General features: G+C 64.7%; 21 protein-coding genes and 1 pseudogene. 9 read left to right on the plus strand and 13 right to left on the minus strand.

Annotated features, from left to right (window positions below; all coding sequences use genetic code 11):
* The first annotated feature begins 121 nt into the window (after positions 1-121).
* On the plus strand, positions 122-382 hold the full coding sequence (locus ACN8M7_RS04820) for an accessory factor UbiK family protein (RefSeq protein ID WP_037052746.1): 261 nt from the start codon (positions 122-124) through the stop codon (positions 380-382).
* 102 nt (positions 383-484) lie between these two features.
* Entirely contained in the window at positions 485-1978 is a 1494-nt protein-coding gene (locus tag ACN8M7_RS04825) for a YifB family Mg chelatase-like AAA ATPase (RefSeq protein ID WP_490259959.1), read from the plus strand.
* A 1-nt stretch (position 1979) separates the two neighbouring features.
* Here ACN8M7_RS04825 and ACN8M7_RS04830 read toward each other — a convergent pair whose 3' ends face one another.
* The 3 genes and pseudogenes from ACN8M7_RS04830 to ACN8M7_RS04840 form a co-directional block, all read right to left on the minus strand.
* Entirely contained in the window at positions 1980-2840 is an 861-nt protein-coding gene (locus tag ACN8M7_RS04830; RefSeq protein WP_490260291.1) for a methyl-accepting chemotaxis protein, read from the minus strand.
* Positions 2838-3956 (minus strand): annotated as a pseudogene (locus ACN8M7_RS04835) (Cache 3/Cache 2 fusion domain-containing protein); the annotation flags it as partial. The pseudogene ACN8M7_RS04835 and the gene ACN8M7_RS04830, both read right to left, overlap by 3 nt.
* Positions 3957-4118: 162 nt before the next feature.
* Complete coding sequence (locus tag ACN8M7_RS04840) at positions 4119-5033, minus strand: LysR substrate-binding domain-containing protein (RefSeq protein ID WP_490259960.1); 915 nt, start codon at positions 5031-5033, stop codon at positions 4119-4121.
* Positions 5034-5172: 139 nt separating this feature from the next.
* On the opposite strand from ACN8M7_RS04840, the gene ACN8M7_RS04845 reads away from it, so the two are divergent.
* The gene (locus ACN8M7_RS04845; RefSeq protein ID WP_490259961.1) at positions 5173-6558 is read left to right on the plus strand and encodes a NorM family multidrug efflux MATE transporter; all 1386 of its coding nucleotides are present in this window, start codon (positions 5173-5175) and stop codon (positions 6556-6558) included.
* Between the two features lie 20 nt (positions 6559-6578).
* Here ACN8M7_RS04845 and ACN8M7_RS04850 read toward each other — a convergent pair whose 3' ends face one another.
* Positions 6579-8258 carry a putative bifunctional diguanylate cyclase/phosphodiesterase gene (locus ACN8M7_RS04850; RefSeq protein WP_490259962.1) on the minus strand — a complete coding sequence of 560 codons (1680 nt, stop codon included), beginning with the start codon at positions 8256-8258 and terminating at the stop codon, positions 6579-6581.
* 270 nt (positions 8259-8528) lie between these two features.
* Between ACN8M7_RS04850 and rep the strand changes: the two genes are divergently transcribed.
* The 3 genes from rep (at position 8529) to ACN8M7_RS04865 (ending at position 11865) form a co-directional block, all read left to right on the plus strand.
* On the plus strand, positions 8529-10538 hold the full coding sequence (rep, locus tag ACN8M7_RS04855; RefSeq protein WP_061237310.1) for a DNA helicase Rep: 2010 nt from the start codon (positions 8529-8531) through the stop codon (positions 10536-10538).
* A 127-nt stretch (positions 10539-10665) separates the two neighbouring features.
* On the plus strand, positions 10666-11148 hold the full coding sequence (locus tag ACN8M7_RS04860) for a UPF0158 family protein (protein ID WP_490259963.1): 483 nt from the start codon (positions 10666-10668) through the stop codon (positions 11146-11148).
* Positions 11149-11292: 144 nt separating this feature from the next.
* Positions 11293-11865: a xanthine phosphoribosyltransferase gene (locus ACN8M7_RS04865; protein ID WP_490259964.1), complete on the plus strand. Its 573-nt coding sequence runs from the start codon at positions 11293-11295 to the stop codon at positions 11863-11865.
* 10 nt (positions 11866-11875) lie between these two features.
* Here the strand turns inward: ACN8M7_RS04865 and ACN8M7_RS04870 are convergent, their stop codons facing one another.
* From ACN8M7_RS04870 to dadA, 6 genes are all read right to left on the minus strand, one after another.
* Positions 11876-14008 (minus strand): acetyl-CoA hydrolase/transferase C-terminal domain-containing protein, encoded by a 2133-nt coding sequence (locus ACN8M7_RS04870; RefSeq protein WP_490259965.1) that lies wholly within the window; start codon positions 14006-14008, stop codon positions 11876-11878.
* A 127-nt stretch (positions 14009-14135) separates the two neighbouring features.
* The gene (locus ACN8M7_RS04875) at positions 14136-14558 is read right to left on the minus strand and encodes a c-type cytochrome (RefSeq protein ID WP_490259966.1); all 423 of its coding nucleotides are present in this window, start codon (positions 14556-14558) and stop codon (positions 14136-14138) included.
* Positions 14559-14671: 113 nt separating this feature from the next.
* Entirely contained in the window at positions 14672-15220 is a 549-nt protein-coding gene (locus tag ACN8M7_RS04880; protein ID WP_061237300.1) for a cupin domain-containing protein, read from the minus strand.
* Between the two features lie 103 nt (positions 15221-15323).
* Entirely contained in the window at positions 15324-16397 is a 1074-nt protein-coding gene (alr, locus tag ACN8M7_RS04885; RefSeq protein ID WP_061237298.1) for an alanine racemase, read from the minus strand.
* A gap of 171 nt (positions 16398-16568) precedes the next feature.
* Entirely contained in the window at positions 16569-16916 is a 348-nt protein-coding gene (locus ACN8M7_RS04890; RefSeq protein WP_490259967.1) for a RidA family protein, read from the minus strand.
* Positions 16917-16955: 39 nt separating this feature from the next.
* Positions 16956-18254 (minus strand): D-amino acid dehydrogenase, encoded by a 1299-nt coding sequence (dadA, locus tag ACN8M7_RS04895; RefSeq protein WP_061237296.1) that lies wholly within the window; start codon positions 18252-18254, stop codon positions 16956-16958.
* Between the two features lie 156 nt (positions 18255-18410).
* Here dadA and dadR point away from each other — a divergent pair, with 156 nt between their 5' ends.
* Positions 18411-18899 carry a transcriptional regulator DadR gene (gene dadR / locus ACN8M7_RS04900; protein WP_013713454.1) on the plus strand — a complete coding sequence of 163 codons (489 nt, stop codon included), beginning with the start codon at positions 18411-18413 and terminating at the stop codon, positions 18897-18899.
* A gap of 16 nt (positions 18900-18915) precedes the next feature.
* Here the strand turns inward: dadR and ACN8M7_RS04905 are convergent, their stop codons facing one another.
* Positions 18916-19269, minus strand: a complete 354-nt coding sequence (locus ACN8M7_RS04905) for a YkgJ family cysteine cluster protein (RefSeq protein ID WP_061237294.1) — start codon at positions 19267-19269, stop codon at positions 18916-18918.
* A gap of 250 nt (positions 19270-19519) precedes the next feature.
* Here ACN8M7_RS04905 and ACN8M7_RS04910 point away from each other — a divergent pair, with 250 nt between their 5' ends.
* The gene (locus ACN8M7_RS04910) at positions 19520-20833 is read left to right on the plus strand and encodes an NAD(P)/FAD-dependent oxidoreductase (RefSeq protein ID WP_490259968.1); all 1314 of its coding nucleotides are present in this window, start codon (positions 19520-19522) and stop codon (positions 20831-20833) included.
* Positions 20834-20897: 64 nt separating this feature from the next.
* On the opposite strand, the gene ACN8M7_RS04915 is transcribed toward ACN8M7_RS04910, so the two are convergent.
* The gene (locus ACN8M7_RS04915; protein WP_061237290.1) at positions 20898-21122 is read right to left on the minus strand and encodes a DUF1127 domain-containing protein; all 225 of its coding nucleotides are present in this window, start codon (positions 21120-21122) and stop codon (positions 20898-20900) included.
* 182 nt (positions 21123-21304) lie between these two features.
* On the opposite strand from ACN8M7_RS04915, the gene ACN8M7_RS04920 reads away from it, so the two are divergent.
* On the plus strand, positions 21305-22759 hold the full coding sequence (locus ACN8M7_RS04920; protein WP_490259969.1) for an aminotransferase-like domain-containing protein: 1455 nt from the start codon (positions 21305-21307) through the stop codon (positions 22757-22759).
* A gap of 6 nt (positions 22760-22765) precedes the next feature.
* Here ACN8M7_RS04920 and ACN8M7_RS04925 read toward each other — a convergent pair whose 3' ends face one another.
* Entirely contained in the window at positions 22766-23923 is a 1158-nt protein-coding gene (locus ACN8M7_RS04925) for an MFS transporter (RefSeq protein WP_490259970.1), read from the minus strand.
* Positions 23924-24059 lie beyond the last annotated feature (136 nt).

Consider the following 24059-nt stretch of genomic DNA (forward strand, 5'->3'; position numbering starts at 1 on the left):
AACGCACGAATTTGGTGCGCCCACGTATCATCGAATGCTCAAAAAGTGTGCAACCCACCCTCGACCGACCTGCCGGTGGCTGCGTGCTACACTGCCGACCGTCTGTTTACGGAACCTGATCATGCTGCCGCCGAAAGCCCTGCTCGATACCCTCAGTAGCCATGCCTCACGTCTTTTCAGTGGCGACAGCCCGCTGCCGCGCGCTGAGCTGGAAGCGCAGTTCAAAGCCCTTCTGCAGAGTGGATTCAGCAAGCTCGAGCTGGTCAGCCGTGAAGAATTCGACAGCCAGATGGTGGTACTGGCCCGCACCCGCGCCCGCCTCGAGGCGCTGGAAGCCAAGGTCGCCGAACTGGAAGCCAAACTGAACCCGCCCGCCGACTGAACCATCGGAACATTGAGAGCGCAGGCAAAGGCGGTTTAACGCCTTGCCCCAATGCAGAGCGTTTTCAATGACCGCCCAGGCGGGCCTGATCAAGGAGTGATCATGTCCCTGGCCATCGTCCACAGCCGCGCCCAGGTCGGCGTCGAAGCGCCGGCGGTTACCGTCGAGGCACACCTGGCCAACGGCCTGCCCTCCCTGACCTTGGTGGGTCTGCCGGAAACCGCGGTCAAGGAAAGCAAGGATCGCGTACGCAGCGCCATCCTCAATGCCGCCTTCGAATTCCCCAGCAAGCGCATCACCTTGAATCTGGCCCCTGCCGATCTGCCCAAGGACGGTGGCCGCTTCGACCTCGCTATCGCCCTCGGCATTCTCGCCGCCAGCGGTCAGGTGCCTGCCCAGGCCCTGGACGAATACGAGTGCCTGGGCGAGCTGGCCCTGTCGGGCGCCGTGCGCCCGGTGCAGGGCGTTCTGCCAGCGGCACTGGCCGCGCGCGCGGCCGGGCGCACCCTGCTGGTGCCACAAGCCAATGCCGAAGAGGCGAGCCTGGCATCAGGGCTGAAGGTGATTGCCGTGGAGCACCTGTTGCAGATCGCTGCGCACCTCAATGGCAGTGCGCCTCTCGAACCTTACGCCGCCCAGGGCCTGCTCAGGCAGAGCCTGCCCTACCCGGACCTGGCCGAAGTGCAGGGCCAGCTGGCTGCCAAGCGTGCTTTGTTGGTTGCCGCCGCCGGCTCGCACAACCTGTTGCTCAGCGGCCCGCCCGGCACCGGCAAGACACTGCTGGCCAGCCGCCTGCCCGGCCTGCTGCCGCCGCTGGAGGAAGGCGAAGCCCTGCAGGTCGCGGCGATCCATTCGGTGGCCAGCCACACGCCGCTGCAGCACTGGCCACAGAGACCCTTTCGCACCCCGCACCACAGCGCGTCCGGGCCGGCACTGGTAGGTGGCGGCAGTCGCCCACAGCCAGGCGAAATCACCCTGGCGCATATGGGGGTGCTGTTTCTCGATGAGTTGCCGGAGTTCGACAGGAAGGTCCTGGAGGTGCTGCGCGAGCCACTGGAGAGCGGCCATATCGTCATCGCCCGGGCGCGCGACAAGGTGCGGTTTCCCGCGCGTTTCCAGCTGGTCGCCGCCATGAACCCCTGCCCATGCGGTTATCTCGGCGACCCGAGCAACCGCTGTCGCTGCACGCCGGAGCAGATCCAGCGTTACCGCGCCAAACTGTCAGGCCCGCTGCTGGACCGCATCGACCTGCACCTGACGGTCGCACGCGAAACCACGGCCCTCAATGCCCCACCACAGGCTGGCGAAAGCACGGCCCTGGCGGCCGCCAAGGTTGCGCGCGCACGCCAACGCCAGTTGCAGCGCCAGGGCGTGGCCAACGCCTTTCTCGACCTGCCCGGCTTGCGTCAGCATTGCGCACTGAGCGATGTGGACCGCCAGTGGCTGGAGAGTGCCTGCGAACGCCTGGGACTCTCCCTGCGCGCCGCCCATCGCGTACTCAAGGTCGCGCGCACCCTGGCCGACCTGGCGGACGAACAGCAGATCAGCCGCGCACACCTGGCTGAAGCGCTGCAGTATCGCCCTGCCGCAGGCTGACTCAGCGGAAGCGCTCGACCTCCTGACGCAACTGCGCGGCCAGGCGATCCAGCTCGCGCGCGGTGTCGGCCAGGTTGGCCACCACTTCGCGCTGCTCGCCGTTGGCCTGGGCGATGCTCTGCAGATTGCTGCTGAGCACCGTAGCGGTGCTGCTCTGCTCACTGGTGGCGGTGGTGATGGCGGCGAACTGCTCGCCAGCCGCGTCGCTCTGCTCGCTGATCTGCGCCAGCGCTGAAGCGACCTTGGCGTTGCGCTCGAGACCGTCCTGCATCAGTTGCCGGCCTTGCTCCATGGTGGCGATGGCACTGCTGGTCTCGCTCTGGATGCTGCCGATCATGGTGGAAATCTCGTTGGTCGCCTCGCGGGTACGCCCGGCCAGGCTGCGCACCTCATCGGCGACCACGGCGAAGCCACGCCCCTGCTCGCCGGCGCGCGCCGCCTCGATGGCAGCATTGAGCGCCAGCAGGTTGGTCTGATCGGCAATCGCCGTGATCACGCTGACGATGCCGCCGATCTCCTGGGAACGCTGGCCAAGACCGTTGATGGCCGTTGAGGTCTGCTCCAGCGCCTCGGCGATCTGCACCAGCGCTTCGGAGGCCTGATCCATCGAGGTGCGGCCGATGCGGGTCTGCTGGGCGTTGGCGTTGGCCAGGCGCTCGGTGCTGCGCATGTTGTCGGCGATGTTCTGCGAGGTCGCGCTGAACTCTTCCACCGCGCCAGCCATGCTGCTGATCTCGCCCGACTGCTGATCGATACCCTGGTAGGCATCACGCGACAGGGTGGACATCGCCTGCGAGCGCGCACTGACATCCTGCGCGGCGCTGCGAATACCCGCCACCATGTTCGCCAGGGCCTCGCCCATGTGGTTGAAGCTGCGCGCCAGCTCGCCGATTTCATCTTCGCTGGACTGCGCCATACGTGCCCCGAGATCACCAGCACCGAGTGCCTGGGCCTGACGCACCAGATCACCCAGCGGCCGCAGCTTGCGCCGCAGCAGCCAGACCACGGCGATCACCGCCAGCAGCAGGGTCAGCGCGCTGCCGATGGCCAGCTGGGTGCCGACACGCCAGGTGACAGCCTGAATTTCCTCGCGCGGCATGCTCGCCAGCACCGCCCATGGGCCACCGGCAAAGGGCATGGCGACGCTGTAGAACTCGTCGCGACCATCGCTCCAGAAACCGCCCTCGCCAGGGTTGGCGATCAGTTCGGTAAGCGATTCGGGCAGGCTGCTCATGGCGGCGGCACCGGCCGGCGCCACCAGCCACTTGCCCTGCTCGTCGAGCAGCGCCAGCGAGCCGGTACTGCCGATGCGGAAGTCGGTCAGGTTGCGCATCTGCAGGTTCTGCGCGTCGGTGTAGTCGAAGCCGACGAACAGCACGGCGATGACCCGCCCGGCGCCATCGCGCACCGGGGTGTACTGGGTCATGTAGAAGCGGTCGAACAATACCGCGCGGCCGACGTAACCCTGGCCCGCCAGCAGTTTCTGATAGGCCGGATGCTGATGGTCGAGCACGGTGCCCAGGGCGCGGGCGCCGTCCTGCTTGGTCAGCGAGGTGGTGATGCGCACGAACTCCTCGCCGTCGCGCACGAACACCGTGGCGACGCCTGCGGTCATGCGGGTGAAATCGTCGACTTCGCTGAAATCGTTGTTGAGCCGGGTCGCCCCCAGATAGAGCGCCGGGGTCTGCAGGCTGCCAACGGCAACACGCTCGTCATTGCGCACCTGCATGCCGCCACTGAATCGTTGCTCGAACAATCCGGCCAGGCGCTGGGTGCTGTCGCGCAGACTACCGTGGAAGGTTTCCAGTTGATCGGCCAACAGGCGTGCCTCACTGCCCAGATGCTCGGCACGGGTCACCAGGTTGGCGTTGTTCAGCGAGCGCAGCGCAAATACCGTGCTGAGGCTGATCAGCACGACCAACATCAACGCCAGGGCTACGGCCAGCTGCAAAGCAATGCGAGAACGAGGAGGGGTCATGTAGGCCTCTCTGGCCTGGCGCGAGGCGGCAGGCGACAAATGGACAAGGCAAGGTCATCGTACGACCTCATGGAGGGCGCAGGAGGATACCCGACTATTATGCTTGGTCAATCGGCAGATGCCGAATGGCCATCCTTTGTTATCAGAAACCTGTATCGGCAGCTAAAGCACTCTCTCCACCGATGGCAGTTGCATGGCTGCCACCTCCGTCAACAGGTAGTCGCGCAGGCGTTGCAGGCGCGCCTGGGCCCTGTGCCCGCGCGGCCATACCAGATAATAGCTTTCACCACTGTAGACGGCCGTGGGCCAGGGCAGCCCGAGGCGCCCACTGCTGACGTCCTCCGCGACCATCAACAGATCGCCGATCGATACGCCATAACCTCGCCCCGCTGCGACGATGCCCAGCTCCAGCATGTCGAACAACTGGCCGGTCTTCAGAGGCACCTGTTCAGCCAAGCCGGTGGCCTGCAGCCAGCGTCGCCAGTCACGGCGATCCGGCGTCGGATGCAGTTGCTCCGCCGCCTGCAGCCGCGCCAGCGACCAGGGGCCGGCATCGAGCGCAGCGCACACCGGGATCAGCCACTCCTCGAACAGCAGCACGCTCTCCCACTCATCCGGGAACTGGCCATCGGATAGCAGCACGGCGCAGTCGAAGGGTTCGTGGCGGAAGTCGACCTTGTCCACATCCATCCAGGCGCTGGTGAGCTGCACCTCGCTGTCCGGGTTGGCTAGGCGAAAGTGTGACAGGCGCGCCAGTAGCCAGCGCACGGTCAGGGTCGAGGGCGCCTTGAGGCGCAGTACCTCGTCATCCAGGCGCAAGGCGGCGCTGGCACGCTCCAGCGCATCGAAACCATCGCTCAGCCCTGGCAACAGGGCGCGAGCAGGATCGGTCAGTTGCAGGCTGCGACCACGACGCTCGAACAGGCGGCAGGCGAAGTACGTCTCCAGCGTGCGGATGTGCCGGCTCACCGCACTCTGGGTGATCGCCAGTTCTTCGGCGGCACGGGTGAACGAGGCATGACGTGCAGCGGCCTCGAAGGCGCGCAGGGCATAGAGCGGCGGCAGACGACGGGTCACGGCATCAATCCATGAGTTTTAATCATGCCTGGCATGGTTTTTTTCCTTTTGTGGGTATCCGGCTCAAACCAGAGAATAGCGGTCATTGCTCATCCACCGACAGTCTGGGGATGCTTACCCTGCCGAAGTTTTACTCATCATGAAAAATTCCCTTGGCCACGAGCTGAGTGCGCTGCTGCGCCTCGCCGGCCCGTTGATCTCCGCCCAATTGGCCCACGCGCTGATGATTTTCACCGACACGCTGATGATGGCCATGCTTGGCCCGCAGCAGCTGGCCGGTGGCGCACTCGGGGCGACCTGCTATTTCATCTTCTCGATCTTCTGCACCGGGGTGATCGCCGCAGTGGGCAGCCTGGTTGCCATTCGCCACGGCGCGGGCGACGCCAACGGCGTCACCCGCCTGATCCAGAACGGTTTGTGGCTGGCCCTGCTGCTGGGTGTCGTCAGCGCCCTGTGCCTCAATGGCCTGGGCCCATTGCTGCCACACCTGGGCCAGGAGCCCGACGCAGCCAGCCAGGCCATGGCGTTCCTGCGTCCGCTGTCGCTGGCCCTGCCCGGCTACCTGTGCTTCATGGCGCTGCGCGGTTTCACCAGCGCCATCGGCCATCCTGGCCCGGTCATGGCCATCAGCATCGTCGGCACGGTCGCCAACTTCGTCATCAACTACGCCTTGATCAAGGGCTGGTTCGGCCTGCCCAGCCTGGGCCTGAGCGGTATCGGCATGACCACCGCGCTGGTGAGCAGTGCCATGGCACTGGCATTGGCGCTGTACATCCTGTTCTCGCCGACCTACCAGCGTTACAGGCTGCGGCGCGGCATGGGCCGCCCTCAGCGAGCGGAGATGCGCGCCCTGATGCGCCTTGGTCTGCCCATCGGCGGTACCTACGCCGCCGAGCAAGGGCTGTTCACCTTCGCCACCCTGTGCATGGGCGCACTGGGCAGCGTGCAACTGGCAGCGCATCAGATCGCCATGCAGACGGTGGCGCTGGCGTTCATCGTGCCGCAGGGCTTGTCCTATGCCGTGACCTTCCGCGTCGGCCTGCACTATGGCGCCGACCGCCTGCACCTGTCACGGCTGGCCGGACACCTGGGCATGGCCGTGGGCGCCGTGCTGATGCTGCTGTTCGCCCTGCTGTTCTGGCTAGTGCCGGAATGGATCATCGGCCTGTTCCTCGACCGTCACGACCCGGCCTTCGCCGAGATCGTCACCCTGGCGGTGAGCCTGCTGGCGATCGCGGCCTGGTTCGAGCTGTTCGACGGTCTGCAGAGCATCGCCATGGGCGCGATCCGCGGGCTCAACGACGGCCGCACCACGCTGCTGATTGGCCTGACCGGCTACTGGTGCATCGGTGCACCGCTGGCCTGGCTGTTCGCCTTCGCGCTCGGCTGGGGTGCACATGGCGTGTGGTGGGGACTGGCGGCCGGGCTGGCCGTCACGGCCACCGGCCTGGTACTGGGCTTCCAGTGGAAGACGGCACGCCTGCAACGGCCGGGCGCGCTGACAGGCGAAGCCTGCCTGTCCTGACCCACCGGCCTGGAGTTGCGTCAGGCCGAGGGCGGCGCGCCGCTCAGCAGCGGCTGACGCATGCCGAACACCAGAAAGCGCGCCAACTCGGCCAGCGGAACGGCCTTGCTGATCAGGTAGCCCTGCACCTGATCGCAGCCGAACTGACGCAGCATGTCGAGTTGCTCGATATTCTCCACCCCCTCGGCCACCACCTCGAGGTTGAGGTTGTGCGCCAGGTTGATCATTGCCCGCACCAGCTGGCGATTCTCGGCGCGCTCACCCATGCCGCCGACGAAGCTCCTGTCGATCTTGAGCAGGGTGATCGGCAGGCTGTTGAGGTGGACGAACGAGGAAAACCCGGTGCCGAAGTCGTCCAGCGAGAAGCGTACGCCGAGCCGCCCGAGCGCCAGCATGGTCTGCTGTACCTGATCGCTGCGGCGCATGACTGCGGTTTCGGTCAGCTCGAACTCCAGCCGCTGCGCATCGACCCCACGCTCTTCGATCAAACGGCTGAGGGTCGACAGCAACTGGCTGTCCTGAAACTGGCGGAACGACAGATTGACCGCCATGTGCAGCGGCGGCAGGCCGCGCCCACTCAGCCACTGCATATCGCGCAGGGCACGAGAGATGACCCAGTAACCGAGCGGCACGATCAGCCCGGTTTCCTCGGCCAAGGGCACGAACTCGTTGGGCGCCAGCAGCCCGCGCTCGCTGTGCTGCCAGCGCACCAGCGCCTCCAGGCCGACGATGCGTCCGCTCTTCAGGCACAGGCGCGGCTGGTAATGCAGTTCCAGCTCGTCACGGCGTAACGCCCTGCGCAACTCGCCTTCCAGATCGGCCTGATTGCGCGCGCTGCCGTTGAGCCGCTCGTCGTAGACATGAAATACGCAACCCTGCTGCCGCTTAGCCTGCTGCATGGCGGTATGCGCGTGCCACAGCAGCGGGTCGGCGCCCTCGCCTGCACGGGCATGTGCCAGGCCCAGGCTGCAGCCGATCAGCAGGCTCTCGCCGTCCACCCAGTAGGGCTCGCCCAGTTCCTCGGTAACGCGTTCGGCCAGGCGTTCGACGCGCTGCGGATCGCGCCGTACATCCAGCAGCAGGGCGAATTCGTCGCTGCCCAGCCGCGCGATCTGGTCGCAGGGCTGCAGCAGGTTCTTCAGACGCGCCACCACCTGCAGGATCAGGCGATCACCGGCCTGGTAGCCCAGCGCGTCGTTGGCGTGACGGAAGTTGTCCAGATCGAGATGCCCCAGCACCAGGCCGCGGCCGTTGCATTCGCCCAGGCGCGCAGCGAGCAGGGTCTGGAAGCCCTGACGGTTGGCGATGCCGGTCAATGGATCCTGTTCGGCCAGGCGCTGCAGGGTATGCCTGAGGTTGCCCTGCTCACGTGCATAACGCAGGCAGCGGCGTAGTACATCGGGATTGAGGCTACTGCGTACCAGCCAATCACTGATCCCGACCGGTTCTTCGACGGGTTCGTCCTCGAGCAGCAGCACCATCGGCAACGGGCATTGATTACTGGGGGGAAGCCGATCCGGCGTCGCCAGCAGCAGGCCACTGGCGTGGTCGTCGAACAGGCTGCTGGCCGCCTCCCAGGACGGAGCGGTAATCAGCGGGAAGGAGCTCTCTAGGGCGCCCAGCTGCTCGCGCAGCAATTCGGCCCAGTCTGACGAGTCTGCCAGCAGGACCAACCGCATGGGTTCGACGAGCGTGGACAAGCAATCCCCCCAATTACCACAAGAATGATGGCGATCTGCCTCGCCTAAACGCGCCGTAATCGGCGTCTAATCAATCACATCCGGGTGAAAAGTGATGCACATCCTGAGGTATAGCCGTCAAACCGGCAAGTGGTACCAGAGTACTGCATCGTTCCCCACGCTCTGGCGCAGCAACATCCAATTCCGTGCGCCAGGCCACAGTTCCGGACGGTCGCGGCAGAACGCATCAGGCCTGTTAAAATGCGCGGCCCTTTTTCTGCGAACAATCCCATGTCCCGACTGAACCCCCGGCAACAAGAGGCCGTGAACTATGTCGGCGGCCCGCTTCTGGTGCTCGCCGGTGCAGGCTCCGGCAAGACCAGCGTGATCACGCGCAAGATCGCCCATCTGGTGCAGAACTGCGGCATCCGTGCCCAGCACATCGTCGCCATGACCTTCACCAACAAGGCTGCGCGCGAGATGAAGGAGCGTGTCGGCACCCTGCTCAAGGGCAGCGAGGCGCGCGGCCTGACCGTGTCGACCTTCCACAACCTGGGCATGAACATCATCCGCAAGGAATACGCGCGCCTGGGCTACAAGCCAGGCTTCTCGATCTTCGACGACGGCGATATCAAGGCGCTGCTCACCGACATCATGCAGAAGGAATACGCCGGCGATGATGGCGCCGACGAGGTGAAGAACCTCATCGACAGCTGGAAGAACGACCTGATCCTGCCGGACGAAGCGTTGGCCAACGCACGCGGGCCCAAGGAGCAGACCGCCGCCATCGTCTACCTGCACTACCAGCGCACGCTCAAGGCGTACAACGCGGTGGACTTCAACGACCTGATCCTGCTGCCGGTCAAACTCTTCCAGGAGCACGCCGACATTCTGGAGAAGTGGCAGAACCGCATCCGCTACCTGCTGGTCGACGAATACCAGGACACCAACGCCAGCCAGTACCTGCTGGTGAAGATGCTGGTGGGCATGCGCAACCAGTTCACCGTGGTCGGCGATGATGACCAGTCGATCTACGCCTGGCGCGGCGCGCGTCCGGAAAACCTGATGCTGCTGAAAGAGGATTACCCGTCGCTGAAGGTGGTGATGCTGGAGCAGAACTACCGCTCCACCAGCCGCATCCTCAAGTGCGCCAACATCCTCATCGCCAACAACCCGCACGTGTTCGAGAAACAGCTGTGGAGCGAGATGGGCATGGGCGACGAGATCCGCGTGATCCGCACCCGCAACGAAGACGCCGAGTGCGAACGGGTGGCGCTGGAGATCCTCACCGAGCATCTGCGTACTCAGCGCCCTTACAGCGAGTTCGCCATCCTCTATCGCGGCAACTACCAGGCCAAGCTGATGGAGCTGAAGTTGCAGCACCACCAGATTCCCTATCGCCTGTCCGGCGGCACCAGCTTCTTCGCCCGCCAGGAGGTGAAGGACCTGATGAGCTACTTCCGCCTGCTGGTCAACCCGGATGACGACAACGCCTTCCTGCGCGTGATCAACGTGCCGCGCCGCGAGATCGGCTCGACCACCCTGGAAAAGCTCGGCAACTACGCCAACGAGCGCAAGATCAGCATGTACGCCGCCGCCGGCGAGATCGGTCTCGGCGAGCACCTCGACGCGCGCTTCACCGAGCGCCTGCAACGCTTCACCAAGTGGATGGATCGCGTGCGCCAGGAATGCGCGCAGAACGACCCGATCGCCGCCATTCGCAGCATGGTCATGGACATCGACTACGAAAACTGGCTGCGCCAGAACGCCTCCAGTGACAAGGTCGCCGAGGCGCGCATGGGCAACGTCTGGTTCCTCGTCGAGGCCCTGAAAGGCACCCTGGAGCGCGACGAAGACGGCGACATGACCATCGAGGACGCCATCGGCAAGCTGGTGCTGCGCGACATGCTCGAGCGCCAGCAGGAAGAGGAGGAAGGCGCCGAAGGCGTGCAGATGATGACCATGCACGCCTCCAAGGGCCTGGAATTCCCCTCGGTGTACATCATCGGCTTCGAGGAGGAGATTCTCCCCCACCGCTCCAGCATCGAGGCCGACACCATCGAGGAGGAGCGCCGCCTGGCCTACGTCGGCATCACCCGCGCCAAGCGCAACCTGGCGCTGACCTTCGCCGCCAAGCGAAAGCAGTATGGTGAAATCATCGACTGCTCACCGAGCCGTTTCCTTGACGAATTGCCGCCCGAAGACCTGGTCTGGGAAGGCCTTGAAGAGGCGCCCGTGGAGGCCAAGGCCGCCCGTGGCAACGACGCGCTGGCCAATATGCGTGCAATGCTCAAGCGCTGAAGCCTGGGGCTTGCGGTCTGGTGGGCTTGAGCGGATCGCCGCCCGGCCCACCCCTTCAATGCCTCCGGCACCCTCGTCATATTTGCCAGTCAGAAGAAGACATCGTTCGGACACAGGGACTGAAACCATGCGCACATTCACGCTCGACCTCGACGCCCTGACTCAGTTGATCAACAGCCGCGAGCCACAAGAGAACTGGCTGGATCTGGAAAGCGGCAGTGTCCTGACCCTGTCGGCGGACGACCCGCACAGCGAGGAGCACCAGCAGGTCGAGCTGGAGCCGGAGCGCTATATCCAGATCCCCAATCTCGATATTCCCCAGCGCGTGGCCTTGCGTGAGTCCTTCCTGTTCACCCTCGACGATGTGCATGCGCACCCGCTGCTCAGCGCCGCGCTGACCGGGCGCAGGCCGCTGCGTGCGTTCGACTACGAGATCGAGTCCTTGCCGGCAATTCGTGAACAGTGGCAGGCCTATGCGCTCAAGCAGCTGCGCGAATACACGCTCAACTGGCTGTACGAACTGGGCCTGGAGCCGGCGCCGGACAAGCTGCCGCTCGACACACGGGGCATTCCCAAAGACATCCTGCGGCGCCTGACCAAGAGCGCTTAGACACATGCCGGCGTGGCCAGACCAGACAACCTGTCTGACCGGTCAGACAGCTGCAATCGTCGGCCCGCCTCAGGTATCACTACACAATGCAGGGCGTTTTGAGCGAAAATCGGCAGCTTTTCTGCTCAACCCAGAGGATCGGCCGTGGAGTCGTTGAAACAAAAGATACGCAGCGAAGGCATCGTGCTGTCCGAGCATGTACTCAAGGTGGATGCCTTTCTCAACCACCAGATCGATCCCCGCCTGATGCAGGAGATCGGCCACGAGTTCGCCCAGCGTTTCGCCGGCCAGGGCATCACCAAGATCGTCACCATCGAGGCCTCGGGCATTGCCCCGGCGGTGATGGCCGGCCTCGAACTGGGCATCCCAGTGATCTTCGCGCGCAAGTTCCAGTCGCTGACGCTCAAGGACGACCTGCTGATCTCCAAGGTCTTCTCCTTCACCAAGCAGACCGAAAGCACCATCGCCATCTCTGCCCGCCACCTGAGCGCAGCGGACCGTGTGCTGGTGATCGACGACTTCCTCGCCAATGGCCATGCCGCCAAAGCGCTGATCGACCTGATCCAGCAGGCCGGCGCCGAAATCGCCGGTATTGGCATCGTCATCGAGAAGTCCTTTCAGGACGGCCGCAACCTGCTGCAGAGCGAAGGCTACCGCGTCGAGTCACTGGCCCGTGTCGCGGCGCTGGAGGACGGCCAGGTACGCTTCCTCGATTGAGCGCTTCGTCCTAGGACGAAGCGCTGGCCTGCAGACCAGCCAGCAGCAGGCGCTGGTACAGGACCTCACGCGCACCGTCCGGCGCCTCCAGACTCATGCGCCGCAAGTGTTCGGGATAGGCTGCCGGCTCCGGCGCATCGAGCGCGGCCTTGCCCAGCTCCAGCACCTCGCTCAGGCGCAGCTTGCTCTTGAGCCAGCTCAGCGCCCGCAGCAGGTCCTGCTCCACCGCACTGAAATCGCTGCCCAGCGGGTATTCGGCGAAGAGCGATGAATGTTCCGCGCGTAGCGCTTGCAGCCGCTCGGGCAAGTTGTTGCCGAAGCGCTCGTCGAGTCGAAAGTCCATGGGCAGCTTGCCGGCCTGCTGCGCCTGCTCGATCAGCTCGCCCTGGAAACGTGAATCGCTGATCTTGAGCAGCGCCTCGATCACCTGGGCATCGGTCTTGCCGCGCAGATCGGCGATGCCGTACTCGGTAACGACGATGTCACGCAGGTGCCGAGGGATGGTGACATGGCCATACTCCCAGACGATGTTCGAGTTCACCTCACCAGCCGACTCGCGCCAGCTGCGCAGCAGCAGGATCGAGCGCGCATCCTCCAGCGCATGGGCCTGAGCGACGAAGTTGTATTGCCCGCCGACGCCACTGAGCACGCGGCCGTCTTCCAACTGGTCAGCCACACCGGCACCGAGCAGGGTCATGGTGAACACCGTGTTGATAAAGCGCGCATCGCGGCGCTGCAGGCGCTTGAGCTGTTCCTCGCCGTACAGCTCGTTGATGTAGCGAATGCCGGTCATGGCGAAGCGCTGACGCTGGGCCTCGTCCAGTTCACGCAGGCGCTGGTAGAAGCTTTCCGGGCCAAGGAAGAAGCCACCGTGTAGCACCACGCCACCCTCGGCAGCGCCCAGATGGTCGTTCAGGCGTGCCTGCGTCTGCGGATCGCGCAGATCTGCCGCAACTCGGCTACCGTCGGGCAGGTGCAACTCACCCGCCTGCAGTCGCAGATCGCCGCGTAGCAGACCGTTGTCGCCCAGCCAGGCCAGGTCACTCGGCTGCAGCGCTGCGGCCAGCCCGGCATCCAGCAGTGCCTGCACGCTATGTGGCCGGCCCCGCTCATCCAGCGCCCCGCTGCAGGCCAGGCGCTGCAGAAGCAGATCCGGGTAGACCCGGCGGCGCACCAGGCCGGCCTCGGCCAGCACCAGCAGGCCGTTGACGAACATTTCGCTGCAGCCATACAGCCCCCGCTCAAGGGGCGCCAGGCCGCCATTGGCGGCAATTTCCCCAGACCATTGCTCCGCACACAGCGCCTGCACAAGTGCACGGTAGCGATCATTGTCGTCCTGCCTGGCCAGCAGGGCCGAGGCCAATGCATCACCCATCGCGCCGATGCCGATCTGCAGGGTGCCGCCGTCACGTACCAGGGTGCTGGCGAGCAGACCGATGCAGTGATCCTGCAGGGTCACCGGCAGGTTCGGCGTGGAGAACAGCCTGCTGCTCTCGTCCTCGACGATATGAATATCGAAGGTATCGCGCGGCACACTGGCATCTCCAGCCATGTACGGCAGGTCGCTGTGCACCTGGGCGACGCTGAGCACGGTTTCACCGGCCGCACGACGGCGCTCCAGCAGCGGCAGCAGGTCGAGGGTGACGTCGGGGTTGCAGCTCAGGCTGAAGTGTCCGGGTTGCGCGGCGTCGACGGCGACCAGCTGGGCGACCAGATTCAGCCCCTTGGCATTGAGGTCGCGTGCGACGTGGCTGTAGTTGCTGCTGATGTAGTCCTGCTGCGCCGGCTCGCACTCGAGCAGGCTACCCGGCTGAAAGAAGAACTGTTCGACGCGCACGTTAGCCGGCAGCTTGTCCGCGTGCAGATCAGCGAGAAAATCCAGCTCGGGGTAATCCGCGTAGACCCGCTCGACGAAAGGCTCGAGAAAGCGCTGCTGCAAGTCCTGGTCGGCGCGTGGACGTGCCAGGCACAGCGCGGTGTAGATGGTCATCTGGCGCTCGGGCGTTTCCCGCACTCGGGCATAGAGCGCGTTGACCCATCGATTGGGCTTGCCCAGGCCCAGTGGCAGGCCCAGATGAATCGGCCCGTCGATTTCGCTCAATACGCGGTCGACGGCTTGTTCGAGGGTACAGGCGTGCGGCATCTGGCGCTCCTCGCGGCATCCATGGCGAATGCTGCTTGGACTGTATAGCCGCCGGCATGGTTGCATGCCTCTGGCGAAAACGAAAAAACCGCCCGGAGGGCGGTTTTTTTCAGGGAAGAGGCGAGTCTTACAGACCGGACATCTTCTTGATCGCTTCACGCAGTTCGTCTTCCGAGCAATCCGCGCAGGTGCCTTTCGGCGGCATGGCGTTGATGCCGGAAATGGCCTTGGCCAGGATGCCGTCGAGGCCGCCCTGGTGGTCGGCACGGTCCTTCCAGGCAGCGGTGTCACCGATCTTCGGTGCGCCCAGCACGCCAGAGCCATGACAGGCGTTGCAGTGCTTGGCGATGATGTCATCAGCGCTACGTGCACCACCACTGGCGGCTGCAGCGACGGTTTCCACGCCCTTGCACTCTTCGCCCATGATGCACACGTCACCGACCGGCTTGAGGCGCTCGGCGATGGCTTCATCGGTCGTGGCCTGAGCAGTCACTGCCCACAGGGCCAATACGGCAGCCGGTACTGCCAGCATTTTCTTCATCAGATTCACGGTACACCCTCTTCGTGGCTAGTCACGCCCGCGGCCACGGTTTCGCGAGCGGGCGACAGTATAACGGCAAGCGGGCCTGGCCGAAACAACCCAGATTGTCGCAGGGTTATTGATCAGAAGTTCGCCGGAGTGGTGGCGCTGATCAGACGCGCCGGCACATCGAACGGGTTGCGGAAGCGATGCGGCTTGCTGCTTTCGAAATAGTAGCTGTCGCCCGGTTCGAGGACGAACACCTCGTTGCCGACGGTCAGCTCCAGCTTGCCTTCGACCAGCATGCCGGCTTCCTCGCCCTCGTGGGCATACATTTCGTCGCCGGTGTCGCTACCCGCCGGGTAGGTCTCATCGAGGAAGGAGATGGCGCGGCTCGGGTGAGCCTTGCCGATCAGCTTCATGGTGATGGCGCCACTGCAGATATCGGTCAGCTCGGAGGCCCGATAGACCACCTGAATCTGGTTTTCCTGCTCCATGTCGAGCGAGAAGAATTCCACCAGCGACATGGGAATACCGCCGAGCACCTTTTTCAGCGAACTGATCGAGGGGCTCACGCTGTTTTTCTCGATCATGGAAATGGTGCTGTTGGTGACCCCCGCACGTTTGGCGAGTTCACGCTGGGATAGACCTTTGAGCTTACGAATCGATTGCAGTCGAACGCCGACGTCCAATGCTGGAATCCCCCTTGGGACATGAGACGGAAAAGTGTCCGTATCATGGCATAGCGTTCGGAATTTACAACACTTGCGTTCACCCTTCGCCTACACGGCAAGCTCAGCCCCCGAAATAGAGCAGCGGCACTCGCCGCAGGTTGCAGAAAATCTGATAGGGAATGCTGCCGGCCGCCATGGCCACTTCGCTGGCCAGCACCCGCTTGCCCCACAATTCGACATGGCTGCCGAGGCCGGCGTGCGGCAGATCGGTCAGATCGACGGTGAGCATGTCCATCGATACCCGGCCGATCAGACGGGTCAACTGGCCGTCGACCAGCACCGGGGTCCCGGTCGGCGCGTGGCGCGGATAACCGTCGGCATAGCCCATGGCAACCACACCGACACGGGTCGGCCGCTCGGACACGAAACGCGCCCCGTAGCCCACCGGCTCACCGGCCGGCAGTTCACGCACGCTGATGACCTTCGATTCCAGAGTCATCACCGGTTGCAGACGCGCGGCCTGCTCCTGAGCCTGCTCGAACGGCGTGGCACCGTACAACATGATGCCAGGGCGCACCCAGTCGCTTGGCACCTGTGGCCAGCCGAGCACGGCCGGCGAATTGCGCAAGCTGACCTCGGCGCTCAGACCTTCGCGCGCCTGCTGGAACAGCGCCAGTTGCTCGGCCGTCCGTTCGCATTCGGGCTCGTCGGCGCGGGCGAAGTGGCTCATCAACACGATCTTGCTGACCTTGCCGCTGGCCAGCAGGCGCCGATAGGCGCCCTGGTAGTCGGCCGGATGCAGACCGACGCGATGCATGCCACTGTCGAGCTTGAGCCAGAGGGTCAGCGGCTTGCTCAGCCGGGCCTGCTCGACGGCTTCGATCTGCCACTGCGCGTGAATCACACACCACAGGTCATGCTGGTCGATCAGCGTCAGCTCGTCGGCCTCGAAGAAACCTTCAAGCAGCAGGATCGGTGCGCGAATCCCCGCCTCGCGCAACGCCAGTGCCTCTTCGATGCAGGCCACGGCAAAACCGTCGGCCTCGGCTTCGAGTGCCTGCGCACAGCGCACCGCACCATGCCCATAGGCATCGGCCTTGACCACAGCGAGGGCGCGAGCGCCGCTCATTTCGCGGGCCAGGCGGTAGTTATGACGCAGGGCATCGAGGTCGATCAGGGCACGGGCAGGACGCATGGTTCGCTATTTCTCAATCGTTCATTTTTGGGTAGCCCGGATATAATCCGGGGCCATTCCGGCAGAGGCACCCCGATTGCATCCGGGCTACATGCAGGTACGTCGTCACTCAAAAAAAACCCGGCGGGGGAGCCGGGTGAAAAGCCAACACAAATAGAGGCTATGGCCGCCTCAGACGGCAGCCACCACGCACATTTCCACCAGCACTTCGGGCTTGTACATCTTCGCCTCGACGCAGGCACGAGCCGGCGCATGGCCGTCGACGACCCAGGCGTCGTACTCGGCGTTGAGGCCGTCATAGTCGGCCATGTCCTTGAGGAAGATGGTCAGCGAGAGGATCTTGCTCTTGTCGCTGCCACCTTCGGCCAGCATCTTGTCGATGTTGGCCAGGGTCTGGCGGGTCTGCTCGCGGATGTCGCCGTCGAAGTCATCGGCCAGTTGGCCGGCGAGATAGATGGTGCCGTTGTGGATCACCACTTCGCTGTAGCGTTTGGCCACATGCAGGCGCTGGATCGACATAAGGGTAAAGCTCCTTGGATTGCGAAAGCGCGAAGGCTATCAGGTGCGCAGCGGCTGCGGTGCGCCCTGCACTTCACGCGCCGTGCGCGAATAACGCGAGATATCCAGGCCGTCGGCGCTGATCTGCGGGCGCTTGTTGGCCATCAGGTCGGCAAGCAGGCGACCGGAGCCGCAGGCCATGGTCCAGCCCAGGGTGCCGTGACCGGTATTGAGGAACAGGTTGCGGTACGCGGTGGCGCCGACGATGGGGGTGCCATCGGGCGTGGCCGGACGCAGACCAGTCCAGAAATCGGCGCGCTGCAGGTCGCCGCCCTCCGGGTAGAGGTCGGCGGTGATCATCTCCAGGGTCTCGCGACGACGCGGGTTGAGCGACAGGTCGAAACCGGCGATCTCGGCCATGCCACCGACGCGGATGCGGCCATCGAAACGGGTGATGGCAACCTTGTAGGTCTCGTCGAGAATGGTGGAGTTCGGCGCCATCTCGGCGTTGACGATCGGCACGGTCAGCGAATAGCCCTTGAGCGGATAGACCGGAGCGCGCACGCCCAGCGGCTTGAGCAGTTGCGGGCTGTAGCTGCCGAGAGCCAGCACGTAGCGGTCGGCGGTTTCCAACTTGCCATCGATCCACACGCCATTGATACGGTCGCCCACGGCGTCCAGACGCTGGATGTTCTGGCCGAAACGGAATTCGACGCCCAGCGCCTTGGCCATGTCCGCCAGCTTGGTGGTGAACATCTGGCAGTCGCCAGTCTGGTCGTTGGGCAGACGCAGGGCGCCGGCCAGCTTGTGCTTGACGCCAGCCAGGGCCGGTTCGACGCGGGCGATGCCGTCGCGGTCGAGCAGCTCGAACGGCACGCCGGAGGCTTCCAGCACGGCGATGTCCTTGGCGGCGGCATCGACCTGGGCCTGGGTGCGGAACAACTGGGTGGTGCCGAGCTGGCGACCTTCATAGGCGATGCCGGTCTCGGCACGCAGCTCGTCGAGGCAGTCGCGGCTGTACTCGGACAGGCGCACCATGCGCTCCTTGTTGATCGCATAGCGGCTGGCGGTGCAGTTGCGCAGCATCTGCGCCATCCACAGGTACTGGTCGACGTCACCGGTGGCCTTGATCGCCAGCGGGGCATGTTTCTGCAGCAACCACTTGATGGCCTTCAGCGGCACGCCCGGTGCGGCCCAGGGCGAGGCATAGCCGGGGGAAACCTGGCCAGCGTTGGCAAAGCTGGTTTCCAACGCCGGGCCGTTCTGACGGTCGACCACCACCACCTCGAAACCCTGACGGGCGAGGTAGTAAGCACTGGCGGTACCAATTACACCGCTGCCGAGAACCAGAACACGCATGTTTTTCTCCCCGCCGCGCCCAAGGCACGTGCGTTACAGGCCATTGTTGTCGATGGGCGCAGTATAGGAAGAGCCGTGCAGTGCTTTTCACCATATACACGGCTATATTTGGCGAGAATTCTTGGCAAAAAGCCGTTTTACAGAGGCGGATTCACCATGAGAACCCAGCATCAAAGCCGTCGTGAACTGGACAAGATCGACCGCAACATCCTCCGCATCCTGCAGGAGGACGGGCGCATCAGCTTCACCGAGCTGGGCGAGCGTGTGGGACTGTCGACCACGCCTTGCACCGAGCGCGTACGCCGCCTGGAGCGCGAGGGCATCATCATGGGCTACCACGCCCGCCTCAACCCGCAGCACCTCAAGGCCAACCTGCTGGTGTTCGTCGAGATCAGCCTGGACTACAAGTCCGGCGACACCTTCGAGGAATTCCGCCGCGCCGTGCTCAAGCTGCCGCACGTACTGGAATGCCACCTGGTGTCCGGCGACTTCGACTACCTGGTGAAGGCGCGCATCAACGAGATGGCCAGCTACCGCAAGCTGCTCGGCGACATCCTGCTCAAGCTGCCGCACGTGCGCGAGTCGAAGAGCTATATCGTCATGGAAGAGGTGAAGGAGAGCCTGGCGCTGCCGGTGCCGGAGTGAGCGCTAGGCGGGACGTTTACACCAGACGCTGCCGCGTGCTGGCGATCAGGCGGTGCACCTGACGCTCCACTGCCGGCTCGATGGGCTGCTCAGGTCCACGGCCATGCGGGCAGGGCAGCTTTGGCGTAGTGCCGAACAGGCGGCAGATCAGCGGACGCTGGTCATACACCTCGCAGCCATTGGGCCCCAGGTGTACGCAGTTGTACTCGGCGAGCGCCGCATCATGTTCGGCATCGCTCTTGACCGGCAGGCGCGCCAGCTCCTCGGAAGAAGCCGTAACCGGCCCGCAGCAGTCGTGACAGCCAGGTATGCAGTCGAAGCGCGGAATCTGCCGGCGCAGGTAGTCGATCTTGCGGTCGGTGCAACTCATCGGTGTCGTCCTGAGGCGAAGGCGGCAGTTTACTGCGCCACGCAGGCCCGAATGCAATGCGATCTGTCTGGTCGCGGCTAAAGTCCCTCCCACAACGCCGTGGCGCAGTATGTGGGAGACGTTTCAGCGCCGGCAGGCCGCATGCACGAGCAGTCGCAGCAGGCTTTTTTCTCCTTGTCTCTTGGCGTCGGACGGATCACGCGCTTATCCTGCGTTGAATTTTCCACACAACGAAATCAGGATTTCGCACATGAACGCCCGCGTTCACCAGCCCGTCCACAGCCCGCAGCATGCCGCCTCCTACTACGCCGCCAGCGTCAACCGCCAGCAGGCCTACCCGCCCCTGGGTGGTGAGCTGCAGGTGGACGTGTGCATCGTCGGTGGCGGTTTCAGCGGCCTGAACACGGCCATCGAACTGGCCCAGAAAGGCCTGTCGGTGGCGCTTCTGGAAGCACGCCAGATCGGCTGGGGCGCCAGCGGCCGCAACGGCGGGCAACTGATTCGCGGCGTCGGCCATGATGTCGAGCAGTTCGAATCGGTGGTGGGCAAGGACGGCGTGCGCCAGTTCAAGCTGATGGGACTGGAGGCAGTGGAGATCGTGCGTGAGCGCGTCGAGCGCTTTCAGATCGACTGCGACCTGACCTGGGGCTACTGCGACCTGGCCAACAAGCCGGCGCATCTGGAGGGCTTCGCCGAAGACAAGGCCGAGCTGGAGAGCCTCGGCTATCGTCACGAGCTGCGCATGCTGCCGAAGGAGCGCATTCATGAGGTGGTCGGCTCAGACAACTATCACGGCGCCATGATCGACATGGGCTCGGGCCACCTGCACCCGCTCAACCTGGCGCTCGGTGAAGCCGCCGCCGCCCAGTCGCTGGGCGTACAGCTGTTCGAAGAGTCAGCGGTGACCCGCATCGACTACGGCAACGAAGTGCGCGTGCACACCGCCAATGGCCAGGTGCGCGCCAAGTACCTGGTGCTGGCCTGCAACGCCTATATCAGCGGCCTCAACCCGACCCTCAGCGGCAAGGTGCTCCCGGCCGGCAGCTACGTCATCGCTACCGAACAGCTCTCCGAAGCGCAGGCGCGCCAACTGATCCCGCAGAACATGGCGCTGTGCGACCAGCGCGTGACGGTGGACTACTACCGCCTCTCCGCCGACCGGCGCCTGCTGTTCGGCGGCGCCTGCCACTATTCCGGGCGTGATCCGGCCGATATCGCCGGCTACATGAGACCGAAGATGCTCAAGGTCTTCCCGCAGCTGGCCGACGTGCGCATCGACTACCAGTGGGGCGGCATGATCGGCATCGGCGCCAACCGCCTGCCGCAGATCGGCCGACTCAAGGAGCAGCCCAACGTGTTCCACGCCCAGGCGTATGCCGGCCACGGCGTCAACGCCACGCACCTGGCCGGCAAGCTGCTCGCCGAGGCCATCGCCGGCCAGGAAAGCAGCGGTTTCGAGCTGTTCGCTCAGGTGCCGCACATGACCTTCCCTGGCGGCAAGCACCTGCGCTCGCCACTGCTGGCGCTGGGCATGGCCTGGCACCGGCTGAAAGAGCTGCTGTAGGGATTCGCGGCTGAAACCGCTCCTACGCAGGCGATGCAGCGACGCAACCCGGCTTGCTTCCGGGCTACAACTTCCAGAACGGCAGGTTCGCCTCGCGCTCGGCCTGCGCGCGGCTGAGGCCGATGTCGCGCAGTTGCTGGTCGTTGAGCTTGAGCAGCACACGGCGGGTGTTCAGGCGCCGCCAGAAGGCCGGCCAGTCGCGCCCGAAGTAGCGAGCTTCGCCCTGCCCTGTCGCGCCCCGTACAAGCTCACCCGCTGCGGCAAAATCTGTCTTGCTGAACCCAGTCATCTTTGCGCTCCCCTAGCCTTCTGTCATGGGAGATCAGAATGCCGTCAGCAGAAAAGCCATGACAGATCCAAAAAACTCTTATTAACTCCATACAGATTTCGCTTTTTTTCCCTGAATGGGAATTTTCGCACTGATCTGTACTGGTCCAAGCTCACATACCCCACGCCAACCGGACGACTGTCATGACGCTCTATCTGAACCTGGCCGAGCTGCTCGGCACCCGCATCGAGCAGGGGCTGTACCGCCCTGGCGACCGCCTACCGTCGGTACGCAGCCTCAGCCAGGAGCATGGCGTCAGCCTCAGCACGGTGCAGCAGGCCTACCGCCATCTGGAGGACATGGGCCTGGCCTCGCCACGGCCGAAGTCCGGCTACTTCGTACCGCTGGGGCGACAGATGCCCGCACTGCCGCAGATCAGCCGGGCAGCGCAGCGGCCGGTCGAGGTATCGCAGTGGGACCACGTGCTGGAGCTGATCAGCAGCTCACCGCAGCACGACATACTGCAGCTGGGTCGCGGTCGCCCGGACATAGGCGGCCCAACGCTGAAACCGCTGCTGCGCAACCTGTCGCGTCAGGCGCGCCGGCAGGATCCGGACGTGCTCACCTACGGCTGTATTCGTGGCGATATCCGCCTGCGCGAACAGATCGCCCGGCTGATGCTCGACTCTGGCTGCCGGCTGGCCGCCGAGGACCTGGTGATCACCACCGGCTGCCACGAGGCGCTGTCGGCCGCGGTACGTGCCATTTGCCAGCCCGGCGACATCGTCGCGGTCGACTCGCCGAGCTTCCATGGCGTGATGCAGGCGCTCAAGGGCTTCGGCATGAAGGCCCTGGAACTGCCCACCGATCCGCTCACCGGGATCAACCTCGACGCCCTGGAAATGGCCCTGGAGCAGTGGCCGATCAAGGCCATCCAGCTCACTCCGAACTGCAACAACCCGCTCGGCTACATCATGCCCGACGCCAACAAGCGCGCCCTGGTGGCTTTGGCGCAGCGCTTCGACGTGGCCATCATCGAGGACGATGTCTACGCCGACCTCGCCTACAGTTACCCGCGCCCGCGCAGCATCAAGTCCTTCGACGAGGACGGCCGCGTACTGTTCTGCAGCTCGTTCTCCAAGACTCTGGCACCGGGCCTGCGCGTCGGCTGGATCGCCCCCGGGCGTTATCTGGAGCAGGTGGTGCACATGAAGTACCTGGGCACCGGCAGCACCGCGCAACTGCCGCAGCTGGCCATCGCCGAGTACCTCAAGGACGGGCACTACGAACCGCACCTGCGGCGAATGCGCGCGCAGTACCTGCGCAGCCGCGACCTGATGGTGGATTGGGTCAGTCGCTACTTCCCGGCCGGCACGCGGGTCAGTCGCCCGCAGGGCAGCTTCATGCTGTGGGTGGAGATGCCGCAGGGTTTCGACAGCCTGAAGCTCAATCGCGCCCTGCTGCCGCACAAGATCCAGATCGCGCCGGGCAGCATCTTCTCTGCGGCGGGCAAATACCGTAACTGCATCCGCCTGAACTACGCCGAACCGCCGAGCGAAGTGATCGAGGCGGCGGTGAAGCAGATCGGTGCGACCATCGCCGAGCTGATCGAAGAGGCCGACCTGCAGCAGACGCAGGACCTCGGGCAGTGGCGCTGAGCCGCGTCAGGAGCGCGCCGCGCCCGCCGTTTCCATCTCGCTGAAGGCGCCCTGCCGGCTGGCGAGGATGATGAACACGAAGGCGCCAACAGCCATCAGCAGCGGCAGCGCGTGGCCGCTCAGCCACTGGCTGACCGCGCCGGTGGTCAGCGGCCCGATCAGGCAGCCCAGGCCCCACAGCTGGGCGACATGGGCATTGGCGCGCACCAGCTCGTCATCGCGATAACGCTCGCCGATCATGATCAACGACAGGGTGAACAGACCGCCCGCACTGGCCCCGAAGGCCACCAGCACTGGCCAGATGATCGGCGTATGCAGCAACGGCGGGATCGCCAGACTGGAGACCAGCAGCACACTGCCGCAGGCGCGGAACAGTAACTGCCGCGACATGCGGTCGGCCAGCCAGCCGATGGGCAGTTGCAACACCGCATCGCCGACCACCACCACGCTGACCATGAACAGCGCCACCTCCTGGGTGAAACCCTGACGCAGGCCATAGACCGGCAGCAGGGTCAGCATCATGGCTTCGAAGGCAGCGAACAGCATCACCGCCCAGGCAATCGCCGGCAGCTTGCGGCAGAACACCAGCAACCCGCGCCCCGAAGCGCTGTGCGCGTCCACCTGGGGTGCGCCACTGCGCCCGAGCAGAATCAGCGAGCCGCCGATCAAAAGGCATACGCCCGTCCAGAAACCGGCGTCGGTGGCCGTACCGAGCGCCGTCAGCAACAACGGCCCACTGAGCTGGCTGAGGGCATAACCGGTGCCGTACAGCGCCACAAGCCGACCGCGCCACTTCTCCACGGCCAGTTGGTTGATCCAGCTTTCGCCAAGGATGAACACCACGGTCAGGGCCACACCGATGAACAGGCGCAGGCCGACCCACACCGCGTAGTTCTGCACCAGCGCCAGCCCTGCCACCGACAGCGCGCCCAGCAGCAGACACAGCTGCATCAGCACGGTGGTACCGAAGCGCGCCGCCAGGCGACCGGCCAGCAAGGCGCCGAGCAGCACGCCGACGGCCGGAGTCGCCGCCATCACGCCAATGGCGAAGGAGTCGTAGCCCCAGCTTTCCAGGCGCAGCGAAACCAGTGGCATGGTCACGCCCAGTGCCAGACCGATGCTGATGACTGCCGAACAGACGGCGAAATAGGTGCCCCAACGCATTGCCAATTTCCTTGGTTGACGAGCGGCTGCAAAGACAACGGCCGGACTCCCTAAGGGAGCCCGGCCGCAGGTTTCGGGAGCAAGATAGCCGGCAGTGTCGCTGCGCTCTCGGCCCTCTCCCCCTGCCCCTCTCCCA

It is taken from the genome of Pseudomonas spartinae, from assembly GCF_965197125.1.
In the GTDB taxonomy this organism is placed as follows: domain Bacteria; phylum Pseudomonadota; class Gammaproteobacteria; order Pseudomonadales; family Pseudomonadaceae; genus Aquipseudomonas; species Aquipseudomonas composti_A.

Coding starts and splice junctions, on each gene's coding strand:
- ACN8M7_RS04820 (WP_037052746.1), top strand. CDS start 122: ATGCTGCCGCCGAAAGCCCTGCTCGATACCCTCAGTAGCCATGCCTCA.
- ACN8M7_RS04825 (WP_490259959.1), top strand. CDS start 485: ATGTCCCTGGCCATCGTCCACAGCCGCGCCCAGGTCGGCGTCGAAGCG.
- ACN8M7_RS04830 (WP_490260291.1), bottom strand. CDS start 2,840: ATGGGCGAGGCCCTGGCGAACATGGTGGCGGGTATTCGCAGCGCCGCG.
- ACN8M7_RS04845 (WP_490259961.1), top strand. CDS start 5,173: ATGAAAAATTCCCTTGGCCACGAGCTGAGTGCGCTGCTGCGCCTCGCC.
- rep (WP_061237310.1), top strand. CDS start 8,529: ATGTCCCGACTGAACCCCCGGCAACAAGAGGCCGTGAACTATGTCGGC.
- ACN8M7_RS04860 (WP_490259963.1), top strand. CDS start 10,666: ATGCGCACATTCACGCTCGACCTCGACGCCCTGACTCAGTTGATCAAC.
- ACN8M7_RS04870 (WP_490259965.1), bottom strand. CDS start 14,008: ATGCCGCACGCCTGTACCCTCGAACAAGCCGTCGACCGCGTATTGAGC.
- alr (WP_061237298.1), bottom strand. CDS start 16,397: ATGCGTCCTGCCCGTGCCCTGATCGACCTCGATGCCCTGCGTCATAAC.
- ACN8M7_RS04890 (WP_490259967.1), bottom strand. CDS start 16,916: ATGTCGATCCAGCGCCTGCATGTGGCCAAACGCTACAGCGAAGTGGTG.
- dadA (WP_061237296.1), bottom strand. CDS start 18,254: ATGCGTGTTCTGGTTCTCGGCAGCGGTGTAATTGGTACCGCCAGTGCT.
- dadR (WP_013713454.1), top strand. CDS start 18,411: ATGAGAACCCAGCATCAAAGCCGTCGTGAACTGGACAAGATCGACCGC.
- ACN8M7_RS04905 (WP_061237294.1), bottom strand. CDS start 19,269: ATGAGTTGCACCGACCGCAAGATCGACTACCTGCGCCGGCAGATTCCG.
- ACN8M7_RS04910 (WP_490259968.1), top strand. CDS start 19,520: ATGAACGCCCGCGTTCACCAGCCCGTCCACAGCCCGCAGCATGCCGCC.
- ACN8M7_RS04915 (WP_061237290.1), bottom strand. CDS start 21,122: ATGACTGGGTTCAGCAAGACAGATTTTGCCGCAGCGGGTGAGCTTGTA.
- ACN8M7_RS04920 (WP_490259969.1), top strand. CDS start 21,305: ATGACGCTCTATCTGAACCTGGCCGAGCTGCTCGGCACCCGCATCGAG.
- ACN8M7_RS04925 (WP_490259970.1), bottom strand. CDS start 23,923: ATGCGTTGGGGCACCTATTTCGCCGTCTGTTCGGCAGTCATCAGCATC.